Annotated in this window: 20 protein-coding genes; 13 read left to right on the top strand and 7 right to left on the bottom strand. The window is 55.6% G+C overall.

Annotated elements, in window-relative coordinates:
• Positions 1-84: 84 nt before the first annotated feature.
• The 4 genes from thrS (at position 85) to rplT (ending at position 3,236) form a co-directional block, all read left to right on the top strand.
• Positions 85-2,019, top strand: coding sequence for a threonine--tRNA ligase (thrS, locus tag AC2D8U_RS05585; RefSeq protein WP_484618066.1), 1,935 nt, complete (start codon positions 85-87; stop codon positions 2,017-2,019).
• A gap of 3 nt (positions 2,020-2,022) precedes the next feature.
• Positions 2,023-2,568: a translation initiation factor IF-3 gene (gene infC / locus AC2D8U_RS05580; RefSeq protein ID WP_484618387.1), complete on the top strand. Its 546-nt coding sequence runs from the start codon at positions 2,023-2,025 to the stop codon at positions 2,566-2,568.
• Positions 2,569-2,658: 90 nt separating this feature from the next.
• Positions 2,659-2,853 carry a 50S ribosomal protein L35 gene (rpmI, locus tag AC2D8U_RS05575; protein ID WP_484618065.1) on the top strand — a complete coding sequence of 65 codons (195 nt, stop codon included), beginning with the start codon at positions 2,659-2,661 and terminating at the stop codon, positions 2,851-2,853.
• 23 nt (positions 2,854-2,876) lie between these two features.
• Positions 2,877-3,236 (top strand): 50S ribosomal protein L20, encoded by a 360-nt coding sequence (gene rplT, locus AC2D8U_RS05570; RefSeq protein WP_222542804.1) that lies wholly within the window; start codon positions 2,877-2,879, stop codon positions 3,234-3,236.
• 110 nt (positions 3,237-3,346) lie between these two features.
• Here the strand turns inward: rplT and AC2D8U_RS05565 are convergent, their stop codons facing one another.
• Positions 3,347-4,162: a DUF1853 family protein gene (locus tag AC2D8U_RS05565; protein WP_484618064.1), complete on the bottom strand. Its 816-nt coding sequence runs from the start codon at positions 4,160-4,162 to the stop codon at positions 3,347-3,349.
• Positions 4,163-4,209: 47 nt separating this feature from the next.
• Positions 4,210-4,563 carry a hypothetical protein gene (locus AC2D8U_RS05560; protein WP_484618063.1) on the bottom strand — a complete coding sequence of 118 codons (354 nt, stop codon included), beginning with the start codon at positions 4,561-4,563 and terminating at the stop codon, positions 4,210-4,212.
• A 272-nt stretch (positions 4,564-4,835) separates the two neighbouring features.
• Between AC2D8U_RS05560 and AC2D8U_RS05555 the strand changes: the two genes are divergently transcribed.
• On the top strand, positions 4,836-5,825 hold the full coding sequence (locus AC2D8U_RS05555) for a 2-hydroxyacid dehydrogenase (RefSeq protein WP_484618062.1): 990 nt from the start codon (positions 4,836-4,838) through the stop codon (positions 5,823-5,825).
• 14 nt (positions 5,826-5,839) lie between these two features.
• On the top strand, positions 5,840-6,595 hold the full coding sequence (locus AC2D8U_RS05550) for a Nif3-like dinuclear metal center hexameric protein (protein WP_484618061.1): 756 nt from the start codon (positions 5,840-5,842) through the stop codon (positions 6,593-6,595).
• A 50-nt stretch (positions 6,596-6,645) separates the two neighbouring features.
• Here the strand turns inward: AC2D8U_RS05550 and AC2D8U_RS05545 are convergent, their stop codons facing one another.
• Positions 6,646-8,436, bottom strand: a complete 1,791-nt coding sequence (locus tag AC2D8U_RS05545) for a cation:proton antiporter (protein ID WP_484618060.1) — start codon at positions 8,434-8,436, stop codon at positions 6,646-6,648.
• 290 nt (positions 8,437-8,726) lie between these two features.
• On the opposite strand from AC2D8U_RS05545, the gene AC2D8U_RS05540 reads away from it, so the two are divergent.
• Entirely contained in the window at positions 8,727-8,858 is a 132-nt protein-coding gene (locus tag AC2D8U_RS05540) for a hypothetical protein (protein ID WP_484618059.1), read from the top strand.
• A 147-nt stretch (positions 8,859-9,005) separates the two neighbouring features.
• On the opposite strand, the gene AC2D8U_RS05535 is transcribed toward AC2D8U_RS05540, so the two are convergent.
• Positions 9,006-10,133 (bottom strand): acyl-CoA dehydrogenase family protein, encoded by a 1,128-nt coding sequence (locus AC2D8U_RS05535; protein WP_484618058.1) that lies wholly within the window; start codon positions 10,131-10,133, stop codon positions 9,006-9,008.
• A gap of 25 nt (positions 10,134-10,158) precedes the next feature.
• A complete protein-coding gene (locus tag AC2D8U_RS05530) occupies positions 10,159-10,671 on the bottom strand; it encodes a flavin reductase family protein (protein ID WP_484618057.1) in 513 nt (170 codons plus the stop codon).
• Between the two features lie 165 nt (positions 10,672-10,836).
• Between AC2D8U_RS05530 and AC2D8U_RS05525 the strand changes: the two genes are divergently transcribed.
• Positions 10,837-11,538 (top strand): winged helix-turn-helix transcriptional regulator, encoded by a 702-nt coding sequence (locus tag AC2D8U_RS05525; RefSeq protein ID WP_484618056.1) that lies wholly within the window; start codon positions 10,837-10,839, stop codon positions 11,536-11,538.
• 99 nt (positions 11,539-11,637) lie between these two features.
• Here AC2D8U_RS05525 and AC2D8U_RS05520 read toward each other — a convergent pair whose 3' ends face one another.
• Positions 11,638-11,985: a HopJ type III effector protein gene (locus tag AC2D8U_RS05520; protein WP_484618055.1), complete on the bottom strand. Its 348-nt coding sequence runs from the start codon at positions 11,983-11,985 to the stop codon at positions 11,638-11,640.
• Between the two features lie 504 nt (positions 11,986-12,489).
• Positions 12,490-14,544 (bottom strand): methionine--tRNA ligase, encoded by a 2,055-nt coding sequence (gene metG, locus AC2D8U_RS05515; protein ID WP_484618054.1) that lies wholly within the window; start codon positions 14,542-14,544, stop codon positions 12,490-12,492.
• A gap of 225 nt (positions 14,545-14,769) precedes the next feature.
• Here metG and apbC point away from each other — a divergent pair, with 225 nt between their 5' ends.
• The 5 genes from apbC (at position 14,770) to mltG (ending at position 19,029) form a co-directional block, all read left to right on the top strand.
• On the top strand, positions 14,770-15,885 hold the full coding sequence (apbC, locus tag AC2D8U_RS05510) for an iron-sulfur cluster carrier protein ApbC (RefSeq protein WP_484618053.1): 1,116 nt from the start codon (positions 14,770-14,772) through the stop codon (positions 15,883-15,885).
• Positions 15,886-15,929: 44 nt separating this feature from the next.
• The gene (udk, locus tag AC2D8U_RS05505; RefSeq protein ID WP_484618052.1) at positions 15,930-16,574 is read left to right on the top strand and encodes a uridine kinase; all 645 of its coding nucleotides are present in this window, start codon (positions 15,930-15,932) and stop codon (positions 16,572-16,574) included.
• Between the two features lie 42 nt (positions 16,575-16,616).
• Positions 16,617-17,201 carry a dCTP deaminase gene (dcd, locus tag AC2D8U_RS05500; protein WP_484618051.1) on the top strand — a complete coding sequence of 195 codons (585 nt, stop codon included), beginning with the start codon at positions 16,617-16,619 and terminating at the stop codon, positions 17,199-17,201.
• Positions 17,201-18,013 carry an aminodeoxychorismate lyase gene (gene pabC, locus AC2D8U_RS05495; RefSeq protein WP_484618050.1) on the top strand — a complete coding sequence of 271 codons (813 nt, stop codon included), beginning with the start codon at positions 17,201-17,203 and terminating at the stop codon, positions 18,011-18,013. Before dcd ends, pabC begins: the two co-directional genes overlap by 1 nt.
• A 62-nt stretch (positions 18,014-18,075) precedes the next feature.
• The gene (mltG, locus tag AC2D8U_RS05490) at positions 18,076-19,029 is read left to right on the top strand and encodes an endolytic transglycosylase MltG (protein ID WP_484618049.1); all 954 of its coding nucleotides are present in this window, start codon (positions 18,076-18,078) and stop codon (positions 19,027-19,029) included.
• The last annotated feature ends 3 nt before the right edge of the window (positions 19,030-19,032 follow it).

The following is a 19,032-nucleotide window of genomic DNA, read 5'->3' as shown; positions in this document are numbered from 1 at the left end:
TAAGGCCAAGCATCCAAACGGTTTTCAATTCATAAAATTACACTCATGTGGCCCTTGGTGTGGGTCACCACTGATGGAGTTACTATGCCAATCATTACCCTTCCTGACGGTAGCCAACGTCAATTTGATAACGCCGTATCCGTAATGGATGTCGCCATGGATATTGGTCCAGGGCTGGCGAAAGCCTGCCTGGCCGGGCGCGTCAACGGTGAGCTGGTGGACGCCTGTGAACTGATCGAAAACGATGCCGAGCTGGCCATCATCACCACCCGTGATGAAGAGGGCCTGGAGTTTATTCGTCACTCCTGTGCACACCTGCTGGGTCACGCCATCAAGCAGTTGTGGCCGGACACCAAGATGGCCATCGGTCCGGTGATCGACAATGGCTTCTACTACGACATCGATTTGGAGCATCGTCTGACCGACGAAGATCTGGTAGTGCTGGAAAAGCGCATGCTGGAACTGGCCAAGAAAAACTACGATGTGATCAAGAAGACCGTCAGCTGGCAGGAAGCGCGGGATACCTTTGAGGCCCGTGGTGAAACCTACAAGATGGAGATCCTGGACGAAAACATCAGTAAGGATGATCGTCCCGGTCTGTACCATCACGAAGAGTATGTCGACATGTGCCGTGGCCCGCACGTGCCAAACATGCGTCACTGCCATCACTTCAAACTGATGAGCGTGGCCGGTGCCTACTGGCGTGGTGACTCCGACAACAAGATGCTGCAGCGTATTTACGGTACCGCCTGGGCTGATAAGAAGCAGTTGAAGGCCCACCTGAACCGCCTGGCGGAAGCGGCCAAGCGCGATCACCGTAAGATCGGTAAGGCGCTGGATCTGTTCCACTGGCAGGAAGAAGCGCCGGGCATGGTGTTCTGGCACAACGATGGCTGGACCATCTATCAGGAGCTGGAAGGCTACATGCGCAAGCAGTTGCACAAATTCGATTACGAAGAGGTGCGTACGCCGCTGGTGATGGACAAGGTGATGTGGGAGCGTTCCGGTCACTGGGACAAGTACTCCGAGATGATCTTCGCCACCGAGTCTGAGAAACGCACCTATGCGGTGAAGCCGATGAACTGTCCAGGTCATCTGCAGATCTTCAAGCAGGGTCTCAAATCCTACCGGGATCTGCCTTACCGTATGGCGGAGTTTGGTCTGGTGCATCGTAACGAGCCGTCGGGCTCTCTGCATGGTCTGATGCGTGTTCGCTCCTTCACTCAGGACGATGCCCACGTATTTTGTACCGAAGAGCAGATCCTCGATGAGGTGACCAGCTGTATCAAGATGGTGTACGACACCTACAAGACCTTTGGTTTCGAAGAGATCGAAGTGAAGCTGTCCACCCGCCCTGAGCAGCGCATTGGTGACGACGCCCTGTGGGACAAGTCTGAGCAATCTCTTGCCGACGCGTTGGAAGCCAATGGCCTGACCTACGAGCTGCAACCGGGTGAAGGGGCTTTCTACGGTCCCAAGATCGAGTTTACCCTGCACGACTGCCTGGACCGCGCCTGGCAGTGTGGCACCATTCAGCTGGATTTCTCCATGCCTCAGCCTGAGCGCCTGGATGTGAGCTATGTGGCGGAAGACAATAGCCGTAAGGTACCTGTGATGATCCACCGGGCGATCCTGGGGTCGCTGGAGCGTTTCATTGGTATCCTGATCGAAGAGTTTGCCGGTAAGTTGCCTACCTGGCTCGCTCCGACCCAGGTTCAGGTAATGAATATTACTGATAACCAAGCGGATTATGTACAAAAAGTCGTCGAAACACTCAATGACCGTGGCATTAGAGCCAAAGCGGACTTGAGAAACGAGAAGATTGGCTTTAAAATCCGCGAACACACTTTGAAGCGTGTGCCGTATCTGCTGGTCTGTGGTGATCAGGAGATGGAAAACGGCGAGATCGCGATTCGTACAAGAAATGGGGTGGATCTGGGCAAGATGAGCATCGAGCAGTTTGCCGATGCGGTGTCCAAAGAGATCACCACCCGTAGTCTTAATATGCTGGAGGAATAAGCGATTAAAGGCGGAAGAAAGCAAGGTCCTGTAAATAAGGACCGCAACCGTATCAACGGTGAGATCCGTGCTCAAGAAGTACGTCTGATCAATGCCGCGGGTGAGCAGGCCGGTATCCAAACTCTGGATGTCGCACTGAAGATGGCTGCAGGTGCGGATATGGATCTCGTTGAGATCAGTCCGAATGCCGAGCCACCAGTCTGCCGCATTATGGATTACGGTAAATTCTTGTACGAAAAGAGTAAGGCTGCCAACGAGCAGCGCAAGAAGACCAAGCAGATCCAGGTTAAGGAAGTTAAATTCCGTCCTGGAACTGATGTAGGCGACTATCAGGTAAAACTACGCAACCTGACTCGCTTCTTGGAAAGCGGTGACAAAGTGAAAGTAACACTGCGTTTCCGCGGTCGCGAAATGGCGCACCAACAACTGGGTTTCGACCTGCTGAATCGTATTAAAGACGATGTGGCAGAGCTGGCCCAGGTGGAAGCCTTCCCGAAAATGGAAGGGCGTCAGGCCATTATGGTCCTCGCACCGAAAAAGAAACAGTAAGGCATACAAGTAATAAAGGCAGCCGGGCTTGTCTCGGCTGGCTTTGTTCGCCTTGCAGTTCATTCATTTAACAATGCGGAGTTTCTTCCAATGCCGAAGATGAAAGCAAACAAAGGCGCTGCTAAGCGTTTTAAAAAGACTGCGAATGGCTTTAAGCGCAAGCAGTCGCACCTGCGTCACATTCTGACCAAGAAATCCACCAAGCGTAAGCGTCATCTGCGTAAAGGCATGATGGTTGCTAAGAGCGACGTGGCCCAAGTACAGCGCATGCTGCCGTACGCTTAATTGATTGGTTAGGAGAGTAAACAATGGCTCGTGTAAAACGCGGTGTGACCGCTCGTGCTCGTCACAAGAAAGTTCTCAAGCAAGCTAAAGGCTACTACGGTGCCCGTAGCCGTATCTATCGTGTAGCATTCCAAGCCGTTACCAAGGCTGGTCAATACGCTTACCGTGACCGTCGCCAGAAAAAGCGCGTGTTCCGTCAGCTGTGGATCGCCCGTATTAACGCTGCTGCTCGTCAGAATGGCATGTCTTACAGCCGTTTTATCAACGGTCTGAAGAAAGCTTCTGTTGAGATCGATCGCAAGATCCTGGCTGATATCGCCGTATTCGACAAAGTAGTATTTGCTGCTCTGGTCGAGAAAGCGAAAGAAGCCCTGGCTAAGTAAGCAATACGCTTAATTATCCAGAGAAAGGGGAACCCGTCAGGGTTCCCCTTTTTCGTTCGTTGCTGGCTGCTTCTGATCAACCTGTCGTCGGATACGAGCAAGCTCCTGTCTCACCAGTCGTTGGGGACGAGAAATACCCTGATTGTCGTATCGGCGTTGATCAGGTGGACGGGCCAAGTCAGTGGTTGTGGTTGGTAATGGGGCAGTACCTTGATAGGACGACCTGCCAACCAATCAAATCGGGAAAGTTGTCGCCAGTTACCTTGGGGCAATTGGCGGGGATTGAGCCAGAGACCGGTTGGGGCTTTTGGGTGGATACGGTCTGGCAGGGGAGCACCCGCATAGGGTAGATAGAGGCGTCCTTGCAGCATGATCCTTTGTCGATCGATCTGCCAGCCTTGCTGTTTCAGCTGTCGATCTGCTTCGGCGCTCTTGGCCAGGGGAAGTTGGTGCTGTTCGAGCCTTTTGAGCTTGCTGGAGAGGTGATCCTTTTTTCCGGGTCCCTGCCACTGTGTTGGCTCCCTGGTATCTCCTCTCCCTAAGTAGAACTTAGTGGCCAGTTCCCAGTGCTCAATGCTGCCACTGGGTTTGTGCTGGACTAAGAGATCCAGTGCGCCCATCGTTCGCTTGTCCTTTTTGACCCCCCAATCTTGTGCGACCAGCTTGTAGTCTGGATGCAGACTGAGCGCCAGTTGCCAGAGCCGCTCATAGTAGCGACCCAGCCGCCCATGTTGGGCAAGATAAGGGAGCAGAAGATCGAGCCGGTGTTCTAGCCTCTGAAGCTGGAACAATACGGGGGCCGAAAACTCCGCCAGGTCGTCACTGCCGACATAGAGGGGAACACTCTCGATCAGGGGAGGAGTGGTAAGCAGCCAATGCAGATCCCTGAGGATGGGATGTTTTAATGGTCTAAGTGTATCAGGCATAAAAAAGCCGACCCTTTTGGGTCGGCGTTCTTACAGCTTAGTGCAGCCTAGAAACCGCGGGGCAGTTTGCCACCCTTGGCCACTTTTTGGGCCCAGAGTTGCTTGGCGGTGAAGCCGCCATTGCTGGAGCGAACAACCGCTTTTGGCTTAGTGGCCTTTGCTGCAGGCTTAGGGGCCTCGGCTTTTTTCTTGGCTTTAACTTCCGGCTTGGCTTGGGCTTGCTCTGGGGCATTGCCTGCCAGGTCTGCGGTCATATCGGCCAATGCGCCCAGACGAACGGATTTGCCACCGTCGACTTTAAACCAGCTGCCATTTTGTTCAATTTGCGGCTCTTGGCCGTTCTTGGCGAGGTACGCGGCAGTGAACTGCGCGATCACCTCTTCCTTGTTCAGTTTAGACATCGGACAGATCATGATTGCTTGAAATATCAGCGCGCAATAATACTCGGATGGCCAGCTTGGTTCAACTTAACCTGATGGTTTCTGCAGCAAACTGGGTCTGGTCGTGGACTGGGTCATATGGCGGCGATCTGACGCTGGACTTTTGACGCCAAAAACCTCCCGGATCCGTGAAGATTCGTTACGCTTTTTGATATTGAGCATTGCGCACTTGGATCAAGGATACCCAGGTGCCTTAAGCACGCCTTCGATTCCGATGAGTGATGGGAGAGAGCATGAAGCGTATTGCCGTATTTTCCACGAAAAGTTATGACCGTGAGTACCTCGAGCTGGCCAATACGCCTGCCCGGTTTGAGCTGGTCTATTTTGAGCACAGACTAAAGCGGGAGACAGTGAAACTGGTGGAAGGTTTTGATGGAGTATCCTGTTTTGTCAATGACTTAGTGGATGAGTCTGTGTTGGAAAGCTTGCTTAAGCATGGCGTCAGTGTGATCGCCCTGCGCTGCGCAGGCTTCAATAATGTCGATTTATCGATCGCGCAGCGACTGGGGATACAGGTGGCAAGAGTACCCAGCTATTCCCCTGAGTCGGTCGCCGAACACGCCATTGCGATGATCCTCGCACTCAATCGTAAGATCAATAAGGCGTATAACCGGGTAAAGGAGCACAACTTCGATCTCGATGGCCTGATGGGCTTCAATCTTCAGCAGGCAACGGTCGGGGTGGTTGGCACAGGTAAGATAGGTTTGGCGACGCTGCGGGCGTTAAGCGGCTTTGGTTGCCGATTGGTATGCCACGATCCCTATCCAAATGACGCGGCTGCCGCATTGGCCGAGTACGTCGACCTACCGACCCTCTATCGAGAGTCGGATGTGATCTCATTGCATTGTCCTTTGACGGAGAGTACCTATCACCTGATCAACAAAGAGAGCATTGCAATGATGCGAACCGGGGTGATGTTGATCAACACCTCACGGGGGGCGCTGGTTCATGCACAGGCTGCCCTGGATGGCATGAAACAGGGTAAGATCGGTTATCTCGGTCTGGATGTGTATGAGTTGGAAGGTGAGATCTTTTTCCGAGATCTGTCCGACCGGGTGCTTCACGATGACGTATTTGGCTTGCTGCTCAGTTACCCCAATGTCTTGGTTACGGGCCATCAAGGCTACTTCACCCGAGAGGCCCTTACCGAGATTGCCCAGACCACCCTGGATAACATTGATGCTCATTTTAATGGTCGTAAGACAGGCAATGAGCTGTTTTAAATTGAAGGACTACCATGCAAAGAGAAACCCTGCTGCACACCCTGGACACTCTGCTTAAGCCCTGGCTGGTCAAAGACTATGCCCCGAACGGTTTACAGGTAGAAGGAAAGACCCGCGTTGAGAAGATCGTCACCGCCGTCACCGCCGACCAACATGCGGTTGATGCGGCGGTGGCGGCGGGCGCCGATGCCCTGTTGGTGCATCATGGGTATTTTTGGAAGGGGGAGTCGGCGGTGATCACAGGGATGAAGCAGCGCCGGTTGAAGGCGCTTCTGACCCATGATATCAACCTAATCGGCTACCACCTGCCATTGGATATCCACCCAGAGTTTGGCAATAACGTGCAACTGGGACATCTTCTTGGGGTAACAAACGTGCGTGCGCTGGAAGAGGGCAATGAGACCTGTCTGGTACTGCGAGGCGAACTGAGCGAGCCGATGACCGGAAGCCAATTGGCTCAGAGGATTGGTGTGGCCCTGAATCGTACACCGCTGCATATAGCCGGACATGAACGGCCGATCCGTACGTTAGCCTGGTGCACCGGTGGTGCGCAGGATTATCTTGACGAGGTGGCGGCAGCTGGGATCGATGCTTTTATTTCCGGTGAAGTCTCTGAGCGGACTTACCATAGTGCGGTAGAGCAGGGGATCGACTATTTTGCCGCAGGCCATCATGCGACGGAGCGCGGCGGGATCCGGGCGCTGGGGGAGTACCTGGCGAAGGAGCACGGCTTGGATGTGCAGTTTGTTGATACGCCCAACCCGGTCTGATCCCTGCGGGTGCTAATTCGCTGTGGGGTACGCTTGTCCCCAAGAGCCTGCTATGGATCGCCACTGGTTGGATCCTCGGCTGGACTCAGTGCCAGCACCTCCCAGCCCGTCTCGGGCCGGAAGGGCGCCTGTGCGGTATAGGTGCGCAGTTTGCCTTTGTTAGTGCGGGCAAACAGGATCACGGCCTTTGGGTTTTCCTGCTGATACTGCTCCCAGGTAAAGCTGTCGGTCAGACGGGTGGTCTTGATCTGACCCTGATCCCGGATGATCCCGAGTAAACTGGCGTAGCTGATCCCGTCACCAAAGAGCTTTTGGTGACGGTCTCGGCTGATCTTACGCGCACTCTTTTCCCGGCCGGGTTCCGGCAACCGGTAGACCTTATCCTCGCCAAACAGATCCTGGTAATGAAACGCCACTTCCGTGTTGAGCTGACGATAGGGGGAGAGGATCAATACCCGCCGGATCAGGGAGAGATCCATGGCCGTATCGGCGTGTTCGGACACTGGATTACCATAGTACACGGGCAAGCCTTTCATCCGGGCTGCACTGAGGTTATCCCAGTTGGTGTCCGACAGCAGTACGGGCACTTCCACTCTATTAAGGGCTTCGGCTACGGCTATGGCAAAGGGGTTCGCGCCGAAGATGAGGAAGCCATTACGGTCTGGTGCCTGCAACTTCAGCAGGCGCAGCAGGGGACCGGTTAATACGCTTTGCAGCACCACGGTCGTGACGATCACCATAAAGACCAGAGAAACCAGGGCGTCTGCGCCTTGAACGCCACGGTGCTCAAGTTTCAGTGCAAACAGAGCCGATACTGCGGCGGCCACGATCCCTCGAGGGGCGATCCAGCCGATCATGAGGCGTTCCTTCCAGGTTGTATCACTGCCCAGGGCACACAGCCAGACGGCGACGGGCCGAGCGATCAGCAGCAGGACGGCAAGCCAGAGTCCCGCACGCCAGTCGAGCATGGCGATATCATCGGCCGTCAGGCGGGCGGCAAGTAAAATAAAGAGTGCTGAGATCAGTAGAATGGAAAGGGTCTCCTTAAATTCTATGATGGGTTGGAGATCCAGCTCTTTACTGTTGGCCAGCCAGATCCCCATGACGGTGACCGTCAGCAGACCAGACTCGTGCATCACCTCATTACTGAAGCCAAACGCCGCCAGCATAAAGAGCAAGGTGCCCACGGTTTCCAGATAGCGGGGTAGCCAACGACGACGCAGGGCCTGGGCCAGCATGCTTCCGGCCAAGGCGCCAATGACCAAACCGGCGGTTACGGTCATGGCAAAGATCTGCCATGCCTCGGATTGACTGGCCACCAGATATTCGAACACCAGCACGGCCATCAGGGCACCGATGGGATCGATCAGGATCCCTTCCCAGTGCAAGATGGTAGCCAGCTTGGGCGTTGCTCGAATGCTTCGCAGCAGGGGAGCGATCACCGTGGGGCCGGTCACTACCACCAGAGCACCAAGCAGTGCAGCGACTCCGGGCCTGAGATCGAGGATAAGATGGGCGGCGAGTCCTCCCAGGACCAAGGTGATCAGCATCCCCGGCAGGACCAGGTTACGGACCATGCGGCTTTGCTCTTTTAAATCTGAGAATTTGAGCGTGAGACTGCCTTCAAACAGGATCACGGCAACAGCGAGAGAGACGATGGGAAAGAGCAGATCGCCTAGCAGGCGCTCAGGATCCAGACTGCCCGTGATGGGACCCAGCAGTAGTCCAGTGAGCAGAAGCGGCAGGATCGCGGGAATTTTGAACCGAAACGCCAGCCACTGACACAGAAGGGACAACAGCCCGATAAGACTGAGTGTCATGACAGGGGAGAGGTGATCCATGGTGATCCCGTCGAGAGGTTGTCCCTACAAGCTATGCAAGGGTTGGTGTAAGCACAAGTTCTTGCGGCTAACTTCCCCATAGAGGCCATTACTACTGGGTTAGCCCTGGCATGAGCGAATTCGCCAATTTCGTCCTTTTGCCCAGTCGATTATCGGATCCTTGATACCAGGCAGCGCGTTTGATTCAGTTTGTGGATGAGTTGGTCGCAAGAGTCCAAATAGCAGGCGAAGGGCCTGCTGTGTTTTCGCTTGGGAGCCCGGGCGGTAAGTGAGTGAGAAAGGCGATAACAATGAAAAATACACTATGGATGGTACTGTTGCTGGCTGCCGTGGCTGGCTTTTGGTCAATGCAACACTTGGCTGAGAAGCGATTGAGCGTCGAACATGTTGGTTCAGTATTGATCGAACAGGTAAGCCCCTAACGACTGAGTGGAGTCAAAGATGGAACCGGAGCGATGGCTCCGGTTTTGTTTCCTGGTCGTCGCTTGCTCAGGAGGGACCGGGTAAGGTTACTGCTCTTTGAAACCCAGTGCCTTTGAGGATCCGATGCCCCCTCCCGAATGGCGGCGTTAGAACGCCTGACTCGGGGGCTCTTTGCCCATAGCGATGTAGCCGCTAAACAGCAATTGTCGCTTTTCCTGCAGCGGGTGGTAAGCGGCGGCACAGACGTCGCGCAACAGGGATTCGATCCCGGCATCCCTCAGGAACCCAGGTCCCCCACAGCACTCCAGGGCTTTTTCGACCGTCGCCTTACAGGCATTCGCGGCGAGCGTCTTGCGCTTGAGGATGGCATCCGCAGTGGCCAGATCGGCACGATAATCAAACTCGTCTACAAGGGCGATCATGCTGTCGACACAGATCTGTGCCTGGGTCAGGGAATTCTCCATCTCACCCATCAGGTAAGGCGTTGCCGGATCCAGCTTATCCCTGCAACGTTCACGGGCTCGTACAGCCGCTGTTTGGGCTACACCCAGGTAGACAGACATGATCAGACTCAAGGCTACCGGTAGTACCACGCTCCACAGTGCATGATAATCCCCTCGCGGGCGTCTCATTACGATTGCCTCATCGGGAACGAAGACCTCCTCTAGCCTGACGCTGTTGGAGCCCGTCCCTCGCATTCCCATAGCCTTCCAGTTATTGAGTACCGTTACTCTATCTGCTTGCATGGAAAGGGGAAAATGCAGGACCTGCCAGCCCTCATCCGGATCCTCGTAGGGGGCGGACGTAACCAGGATATCGCCGCCTGGGGAGCCACTGGCAAAGTGCTTGAAGCCTGTAAGCAAGAATCCGCCTTGGACTTTGCTCATCTCGCCACAGGAAGCCAGCCAGTCTCCGGCTCCTGTACTAACCAGTACCTGTTCGTTAGTGGCGACCTTCTCCAGCAAGGCACGACCGGGTTTCTCATGGCAGTCGTTATAGCGATTGGTGGCGATAATGTGTTGATGCATAGAACAGCTGAGTGCCGTAGAGGGGTGATAGCTCGCCAATTGGGTGAGCAATCGGCACATCTCGGCAAAGCCGATCCCCGCCCCACCATATGGTCTGGGGACCATGGCGGAGAAAAAGTGATTCTCTTTGAGCAGGTGGTAGTTTTGGTCGGCGAATTGATCTTTTTCATCACATTGGCGGCCTATTTGGCTCAAGGTTGGTGCGATCTCTTCGAGACATTGACTCAGGGAAATGGCGGTAGTCATAAGAAGGTCCTCGAGAAGGGCCGCCTCAGGCGGCCACGAATTTCTGATCAGCGATGGGCCAGGGCTGTAGCTTGCCTGAAGCGAACACAAGTGGTGTCGCCTGCTCCTGGACAAAGTGTCTTACCAGGCCAATCAGCATCAGGTGGTCGCCAAGGGGGATTTGGCGATGGGTTTGGCAATGGAAGGCGGCACAGCCTCCGGGGATCCGCCCGTCCTCACGATTGACCTGTTGGAAGAGTCCGGCAAACTTGTCGGCTCCCGGCGTGGCAAAGCGTTTAGCCAGGGTCAACTGCTTGGCGGACAAAACGGTCACGGTAAAATCCCGGGCATTGACAAAATCTTGATAGCTGTTGGCACTGAGGCTTATGCACCAGCTGATCAATGGTGGTGACATGGATACTGAGGCGAAGCTGTTAATGGTCATGCCAACCGGCCCCTGCTTTCCTTGACAGGTAACGATAGCGACCCCGGTAGCAAATTGACCCAGTGCCCGACGCAGATCTCGTGTATTGAGCATAAAGGGTTCGCAGCGGCTCATGGGAACTCCTGGTTTCAAGGTGGTTCGTACACAGCTAGAGCATGGTCCACTCCCGTGACTTTGACTGCTTCATCTTATGGAGTAACCCACTACAGATAATGGAGTCACTCACTACACTTTATGGATTGGTGCCGGATTGCCTTGCGCAGTCAGGAGGGTGACACAATGAGCTATGGTCAGTTTTGCCCCATTGCTAAGGCGATGGAGATCCTTGGGGAAAAATGGACGCTTCTGTTGGTAAGGGATCTGCTGATGGGATCGACGCGATTCAACGAGTTTCAGAGGGGCTTGGGGCTGATCTCACCAACCTTGCTCTCCAAACGCCTTCATAGCCTGGAGGAACACGGCCTGCTGCTGAAGAAACAGATCCCTGGGCAAAAAGGCTGTGAGTACTTTCCCACCGAGAGCTGTAAAGAGTTGATGCCCGTCATGGAGCAACTGGGGACCTGGGGAATGCGCTGGGCAAGAGGTAAGCTGGGCGATGAGGACCTGGATCTGGAGCTACTCATGCTGTACCTGCAACGCAGTATTCAACCGGCCAAGTTGGTTGGTCGCCAAACGGTGGTCCGCTTCCAGTTTACCGATGTACAGGCATTTCGAGACTGGTGGCTGGTGATCAGCGGCGATGAGGTTGAGATCTGTATCCATGATCCGGGTAAGGATGTCGATGTCTACTTTACCGTGGATCTGCGGACAATGATCGAGTTGTGGATGGGAGAGCTCAGCTATCGCCAAGCTCAGGAGATTGGCAAACTCAAGTTGGTCGGGAACTCAGCGCTGACCCGACACGTGAGTGACTGGCTCAAATGCAGTATTTTCGCCGGGATCCCGCCGGCAAACCGGATCGATCAAGCCGCTGGATCTTGAGTCAAGTCAGCACACTTTGAGTGAGTGGATCGTGTGCCGGTTGGTGTTAACAAGCAGGCCCGGGGCAGCCCCGGACATGCCAGCACCCTGGACGCAGCGCTATTTGGCTACCAGAGCCGGGTTTGAGAAACAGACACCTTGCCATCCCGTCTGCATAAAGTTGCGAATGTTCTGATGGTCTTCGCCGTGCGGGTATTGCAAGACGTCCTCCCGGTAGTAGCGGCCGAAACAGGCCAAGAGTAGGCTGGGCGGCAGATCATGCAAGAGACCAAAGGCGAGGATCTTGGCCGAGCCGACATTGGTGCCCGGGGGATTGTCGGCAGAGCCGTTGCGAAAGGCAGCAGGCTGATAGTGATAATGCTGCTCGATCACGGCCATTGTCTGCTCAAATTCAATGCTATCCGGCTGCTGTTGCAGCTGCTGTAAAAATTTTTGTAGGTGTTCCATCACGGTTCAACTTGGCAAAGGGGGATCGCCATTTTCGCACTTAGCGATAGCTCATACCAGTGCTGAGGCCCGGGAGGTTGTGACTAGGAGCGGCCGTCATAATGGCCAGACAAAGCTGTCTACCTATCATTGCGGCCGCCAGTGTAGGTTCTGTCGCCTTGCTTCGGGTGAGCGCCTGGTTGCGATTGTACGGGTGATCCCTTCGCCGTTATTGCCGTTGGCGGGATCGGTGCCTGCATCGACAACAACAAGCATACACAGAGGTGTAGCTTGGTGCTGCGCAGGGTAGTGGAGCCTGGCTGGCCGCCCCTTGCGGGGAAGAAGCCATGCTGATGGAAACCGGAATGACACTCTTGTCGTGAGTGGTGGGACGATGAGGATATGTTGGCGCTCGATCCGACAAGAGGGGTGGGGGAGCTAACCGCTTGAGGAGATCTCAAGCACAGGGGATAGCCAACAAAAAACCGGAGCCCATGGACTCCGGTTTTCCTATTTTTGCTGGCCTTACATGATGCGTTGGCCTGGCTTGGCGCCCTCATCTGGGTTGAGGATATGGATCTCCTCACCGCCTGGGCCAGCGGCCAGAACCATGCCTTCACTCATGCCAAATTTCATCTTGCGTGGGGCCAGGTTGGCCACCATCACCGTCAGTTTCCCTTCCAGATCTTCCGGCTGGTAGGCGGACTTGATCCCGGCAAAGACGTTGCGGGTCTCGCCGCCCAGATCCAGGGTCAACTGCAGCAACTTCTTGGCGCCGTCGACGTGCTCGGCCTTGGCGATGCGCACGACACGCAGATCGACCTTGGCGAACTCATCGAAGCTGATGGTCTCGGCGATGGGATCCTTCTCCAGCTCGTCGTTGTGCTCCAGCTCGATGGCGGGGGCGGCTTTGGCTTTCTCGGCAGCCACTTCCGCCTTGGTTTGCTCGACGATCGCTTCGATTTTGGCCGGTTCAATACGCTGGATCAGCGCCTTGAACTTGTTGATCTCGGCTCCGACCAGTACATCATCGATGCTGTCCCAAGTCAGCTCAGTGTTGAGGAACTGCTCGACATTGGCAGACATCTCAGGCAGTACCGGCTTGAGGTAGGTGATCAGGATCTTGAACAGGTGAATGCCCATGGAGCAGACTTCGTGGGTCTTTTGCTCCATCCCTTCCTGTTTGGCCAGGGACCAGGGAGCCATCTCGGCGATGTAGGCGTTGGCTTTATCGGCCAGGGCCATGATCTCACGGATCGCTTTGCCGTATTCACGACCTTCGTAGAAGCCAGCGATGGCGTCTTTGGCTTCCTGGAACTCTGCCAGCAACTCAGGGCTGTCGATCCCTTGGGCCAGTTTGCCGTCGAAGCGCTTGGTGATGAAGCCGGCGGTACGGGAGGCGATGTTGACCAGCTTGCCGACCATGTCGGAGTTCACCCGCAGGGCGAAGTCTTCCAGGTTCAGATCGATGTCGACGATCTTGTCGTTGAGCTTGGCGGCGTAGTAGTAACGCAGGTACTCAGGATGCAGGTTGTCCAGGTAGGTGCGGGCCTTGATGAAGGTGCCGCGGGACTTGGACATCTTTTCTCCGTTGACGGTGACATAACCGTGAGCGAACACATTGGTCGGCTTACGCAGCTGCGCGCCTTCCAGCATGGCTGGCCAGAACAGGCTATGGAAGTAGATGATGTCCTTGCCGATGAAGTGGTACAGCTCGGCGTCGGAATCCTTGCCCCAGTAGTCGTTGAAGTCGAGGTCGTCACGCTGGTTACACAGGTGCTGGAAGGCGCCCATGTAGCCAATGGGGGCGTCCAGCCAGACGTAGAAAAACTTTTTGCCGTCGGTGCCTGGGATCTCAAAGCCAAAGTAGGGCGCATCACGGGAGATATCCCACTGGCGCAGGCCCCCTTCGATCCACTCTTTCATCTTGTTGGCCACTTCCTGCTGCAGGGAGCCGGAGGTGATCCAGCTTTGCAGGCTGGACTCGAACTGAGGCAGATCGAAGAAGAAGTGCTCGGACTCCTTCAATACCGGGGTCGCACCGGAAACGACGGATTTCGGGTTGAGCAGTTCGGTCGGGCTGTAGGTCGTCCCGCAGCTTTCGCAGTTGTCACCGTACTGATCGTCGGTCTTACACTTGGGGCAGGTGCCTTTGACGAAGCGGTCAGGCAGGAACATCCCTTTTTCCGGATCGTACAACTGCTCGATCACTTTGGTGGTGATGTAGCCACTGTCTTTCAGGCGGGTGTATACCTCACCGGCCCACTGACGGTTTTCATCGGAGTGGGTGGAGTGGTAGTTGTCGAAGTCCACCATAAAGTCGGAAAAGTCGGCTTTATGCTCGGTAGCAACCTGGGCGATCATGGCTTCCGGGGTCATGCCAAGCTGTTGGGCCTTGAGCATGATCGGGGTGCCGTGGGTATCATCGGCGCACACATAGGTACAGGCGTTGCCACGGAGTTTCTGGAAGCGTACCCAGATGTCAGTCTGGATGTATTCCAGCATGTGACCCAGGTGAATGGGACCATTGGCGTAGGGCAACGCACTGGTCACCAAAATTTTTCTGCTTTCGGTTGCCATCGTATCTCGATACTTACTTGTAAACGGTGAACGAGCCTGAATATTCGGCCCGCGAGGTAATCCGCAATTCTAACGGATAGCAGGGGGTTTTTCATCCATCTGGGGTTTACCCGCTTGCTTTACCGCCAGTCGTCAGGTTTTGTACTTGGCCGCCAGCCCTTTGGTCATCGGATCTTGGCTGGCTTCTGGTACACTTGGGCTAATTATCTGAAAGGGAGTCGATTTGTGAGCCAGAGCAATAATGCGATCCGTAATGCGCTGTCCGAGCCGCTTTCCAGCCAGGTGCTGGATACCTTGGCCCAATTGGTCGATCCCGAGTTGGAGCAAAATCTGCTCGACGCCGGCATCGTCCGGACGTTGGGTCTGGATGGCGCCTGTCTTCAGATCGGACTGGTTTACCCATACCCCTGTCAGAGCCAGTACCGGGACAGGGTGATGTCCCTGACCCAGGCCCTGGCGCAGGTGCCGGGGATCGATGAGGTGGAGTGTGAGATCGGCCTGGCGGTGCCTGAGATCCAGGCCGGTTCGGTCGCCGCGATCCCTAATGTCAGTAATGTCCTGGTGGTCGGCTCAGGCAAAGGGGGCGTGGGCAAGTCAACGACGGCGGTTAACCTGGCGCTGGCCCTGGCGGCCGAAGGTGCTCGAGTGGGGGTGCTGGATGCGGATATTTATGGCCCATCGGTGCCCATCATGCTGGGCTGCAGTGATTTTCGGCCCAGTAGCAGTGATGGGAAAACCATGGAGCCCGCTTTTGTCCATGGCGTAGCGGCCATGTCCATGGGCTTTATGGTGACCGAAGATAATGCCGCCGTTTGGCGAGGGCCGATGGCCGCAGGTGCCCTGGTGCAACTGGTGAATGAGACCCGCTGGCCCGAACTGGATTATCTGGTGATCGACATGCCACCGGGTACCGGGGATATTCAGTTAACCCTGTCTCAGAAGATCCCGGTGAGCGGTGCGGTTGTCGTTACCACCCCTCAGGAGATCGCCACGGCCGATGCCCGTAAGGGGATCACCATGTTCAACAAGGTCAACATCCCGGTACTTGGGATAGTCGAGAATATGAGCTATCACCTGTGTGGCCAATGCGGGAGCAAGGAACATCCGTTTGGCAGCGGTGGTGGACTGGCCACGGCGAAACGTTACAATGTGCCGCTTTTGGGAGAGTTGCCGCTCAATGTCTCTGTGCGCGAGCACCTGGACTCTGGTTCTCCCAGCGTCGTGGCCGAACCGGATGGTGAGATCGCCGACGCCTATCGTGCCATTGCGCGTACGACCGCTGCGGCCCTGATCCGGCGGTCGGAGCCTCAATCCCTGGCGATTGAGATCTCCATGGAATAGGGGGCTTGCCCCCACTGTTTGCCCACTTTGTGTTGAGATCCCGTATGAACACACAGCAACAATGCGTCATCATCGGCATCGCCGGTGCATCCGCCTCAGGCAAAAGCTTGATTGCCAGAACCATCTTTGAGGAGTTGCGTGCCGATCTGGGCACGGATCAGATCGAGGTGATCAATGAGGATGCGTATTACAAGGATCAGTCTCACCTGACCATGGAGGAGCGGGTCAAGACGAATTACGATCACCCCAACGCTCTGGATCACACCCTGCTGTGTGAACACCTGAAACAGCTCAAAGCCGGGTATGAAGTGCTGGTGCCGACCTACAGCTATGTCGAGCACACTCGCATGAAAGAGACAACAAGTGTGACGCCCAAGAAGGTGATCATCCTTGAGGGGATCCTGCTGCTGACCGATCCGGCACTACGGGAGCAGATGCACGCCTCCATTTTTATGGATACGCCTTTGGATATCTGCTTTATTCGTCGCCTAACTCGGGATGTCGAGGAGCGGGGACGCTCCATGGAGTCGGTCATCGACCAATACCAGAGCACGGTCCGACCCATGTTTTTGCAATTTATCGATCCGTCAAAACAGCACGCGGACATCATTGTGCCCCGCGGTGGAAAGAATCGTATCGCCATCGACATTCTTAAGGCGAAGATCTGCCAGTTGCTAGACGCCGAATAATTGACCATTCAAATCAACAATAACAATAACCAAGGAAGAAAGATGCGCCTGACCGATATTGAGATTGAACAGTACCTGGACCGCGGAGAGATAGTGATGGTGCCCCGGCCAGGGAGTGACAAGATCAGTGGAGTGAGTGTGGATGTTAGCCTGGGCAAGAAGTTCCGGGTGTTTCAGGATCACACCGCGCCCTTTATCGATCTGTCCGGGCCACGGGAGCAGGTGCAGGTGGCGTTGGAAACCGTCATGAGTGACGAGATCCTGATTGATGATGATCAGGCCTTTTTTCTCCATCCAGGCGAACTGGCCTTGGGGATCACCCATGAATCGGTCACCCTGCCGGCCAACGTGGTGGGCTGGCTGGATGGCCGCTCCTCCCTGGCTCGGCTGGGGTTGATGGTGCACGTCACGGCCCATCGAATCGATCCGGGCTGGTCCGGTAACATCGTGCTGGAGTTCTTTAATTCCGGCAAACTGCCTCTGGCCCTGCGGCCTGGCATGCCCATAGGTGCATTGAATTTCGAACTGCTCAGTCAGGATTGTGCCAAGCCCTACAGTAAACGGGCCGATGCGAAATACCGGGATCAAACCGGTGCCGTCGCCAGCCGGATCAGTCAAGATAGCTGATGACCACTTGGGTTGACGGCGTCTTGACCGATGTCATAGCTGCGAACGATCGTGGCCTGTTGCTGGCGGATGGGCATTTCACCACCATGCGGGTGGTGGACGGCAGCGTCGCCTTGTGGCCACTGCATCGAGAGCGTCTGGAGCACGCCTGTGAGCGCCTGGCGATGGGGCAGCCGGACTGGGCTGAACTTGAACAGGAGATCGCCCAGGCTTGCACCGATATTCCTCTGGCCTGTTTGCGCCTGACCCTGACGCGTGGCAGCGCGGGGCGTGGCTATGAAGGCACAGTCGGGGCACGTCCCCGGCGGATCCTCACCCTCAGCCCCTTTCCTGACGCCTATCCGGCGATGCAGCGATCGGGCCTGGTGGTCGGGATCGCTGAGCAGCGGTTGGCTTACGGGGGAGCATTGGCCGGGTTAAAAACCCTGGGTCGGACTGAACAGGTTTTGCTCAAACAGGAAGCGAGGCGACGTCAACTGGACGATCTGGTCGTATTAGATCAACAAGGCGAGGTGGTTGAAACCATCGCCGCAAACCTGTTTTTGGTCATTGACGGAAAACTGGTTACCCCCCCTCTGAGTGTCGCCGGTGTCGCCGGTGTGATGCGACAACATCTGTTGCAGCAAGCGCCAGGCTGGGGGATCCCGGTGCGGATCCGGCCGGTAACCCGGGCCGATCTGAGGCGATGTGATGAAGCCTTTGTGACCAACTGTCTGATGGGGCTGATCCCGATCAGGCAGTTGGAGCATCATCGAGTCGGGGTGGGATCCATTACAGAGAATATTTTAACTGCGGGAGCATTGAAGCTTTGAAATTGGCGTTGAATGGCTGGTTAAAGGGATTGGTATGGGCAGGAAGCCTGGGAGTCAGCTCTGTGCTGGCAACGGTAGGTTACGGGTATTATCAGGTCCAACAAACCTTGGCTGCGCCGCTTGCGCTTGAGCAGGCTCAAGAGCTCTCACTTGGGGCGGGTCAGTCGGCGGTTCGGCTGGTGCGTCAATGGCAGCGAGATGGGATCATCGAATCTGCTTTCTGGGCCCGGCTCGGGCTAAAACTGGAGCCCGAGCTCACCGCCATCAAGGCAGGTACCTATGAGCTGGCACCTGGGATGAGTTTACGAGAGGCGTTGAGTTACCTGGTTTCCGGTGACGAGCTCCAGTTTCAGATCACCCTGGTGGAAGGGGGGACGGTGGCACAGTGGTTGGCGCAGATCCAGGCGCATCCCAGGATCACCACGACCTTGGCTAACGTCGCTGAATTGGGTGCGTTGATCGGTGTAGAGCAGGACAACCCGGAGGGCTGGCTGTTTCCCGATACCTATGCCTTTACCAATGGCACCGAAGATCAGGAGCTGGTATTGCGCGCTTACCGGCGTATGGCCAGCGAGCTGGATCGGGTTTGGGCACAAAGGGATAAATCATTACCGCTGAAAAATGCCTATGAGCTGTTGATCCTCGCCTCCATCGTCGAAAAGGAGACTGGAGCCCCCCATGAGCGGGATCTGGTCAGCGCCGTGTTCGTCAATCGTTTAAATCAGCGCATGCGATTGCAGACCGATCCGACCGTGATTTACGGGGCGGAGGACTACCAGGGGCGGATCACCCGTAAACACCTGGATACCTGGACGCCCTACAACACCTATCGCAATCACGGCTTAACACCGACGCCCATCGCCAACCCGTCGTTGGCATCCCTTGAGGCGGCGGCTGCACCGGCAGACAGTGACTATCTCTACTTTGTCTCTAAAGGCGATGGTACTCACCAGTTTTCACGGACACTGCGCGAACACAATAACGCGGTAAACCGCTACATCAGAAATCGGAAATAATGA

The sequence above is a fragment of the Ferrimonas sp. YIN67 genome (assembly GCF_057219095.1).
Note: the sequence above shows the minus strand (reverse complement) of the source record. Positions and strands in the feature narration are given on the sequence as shown.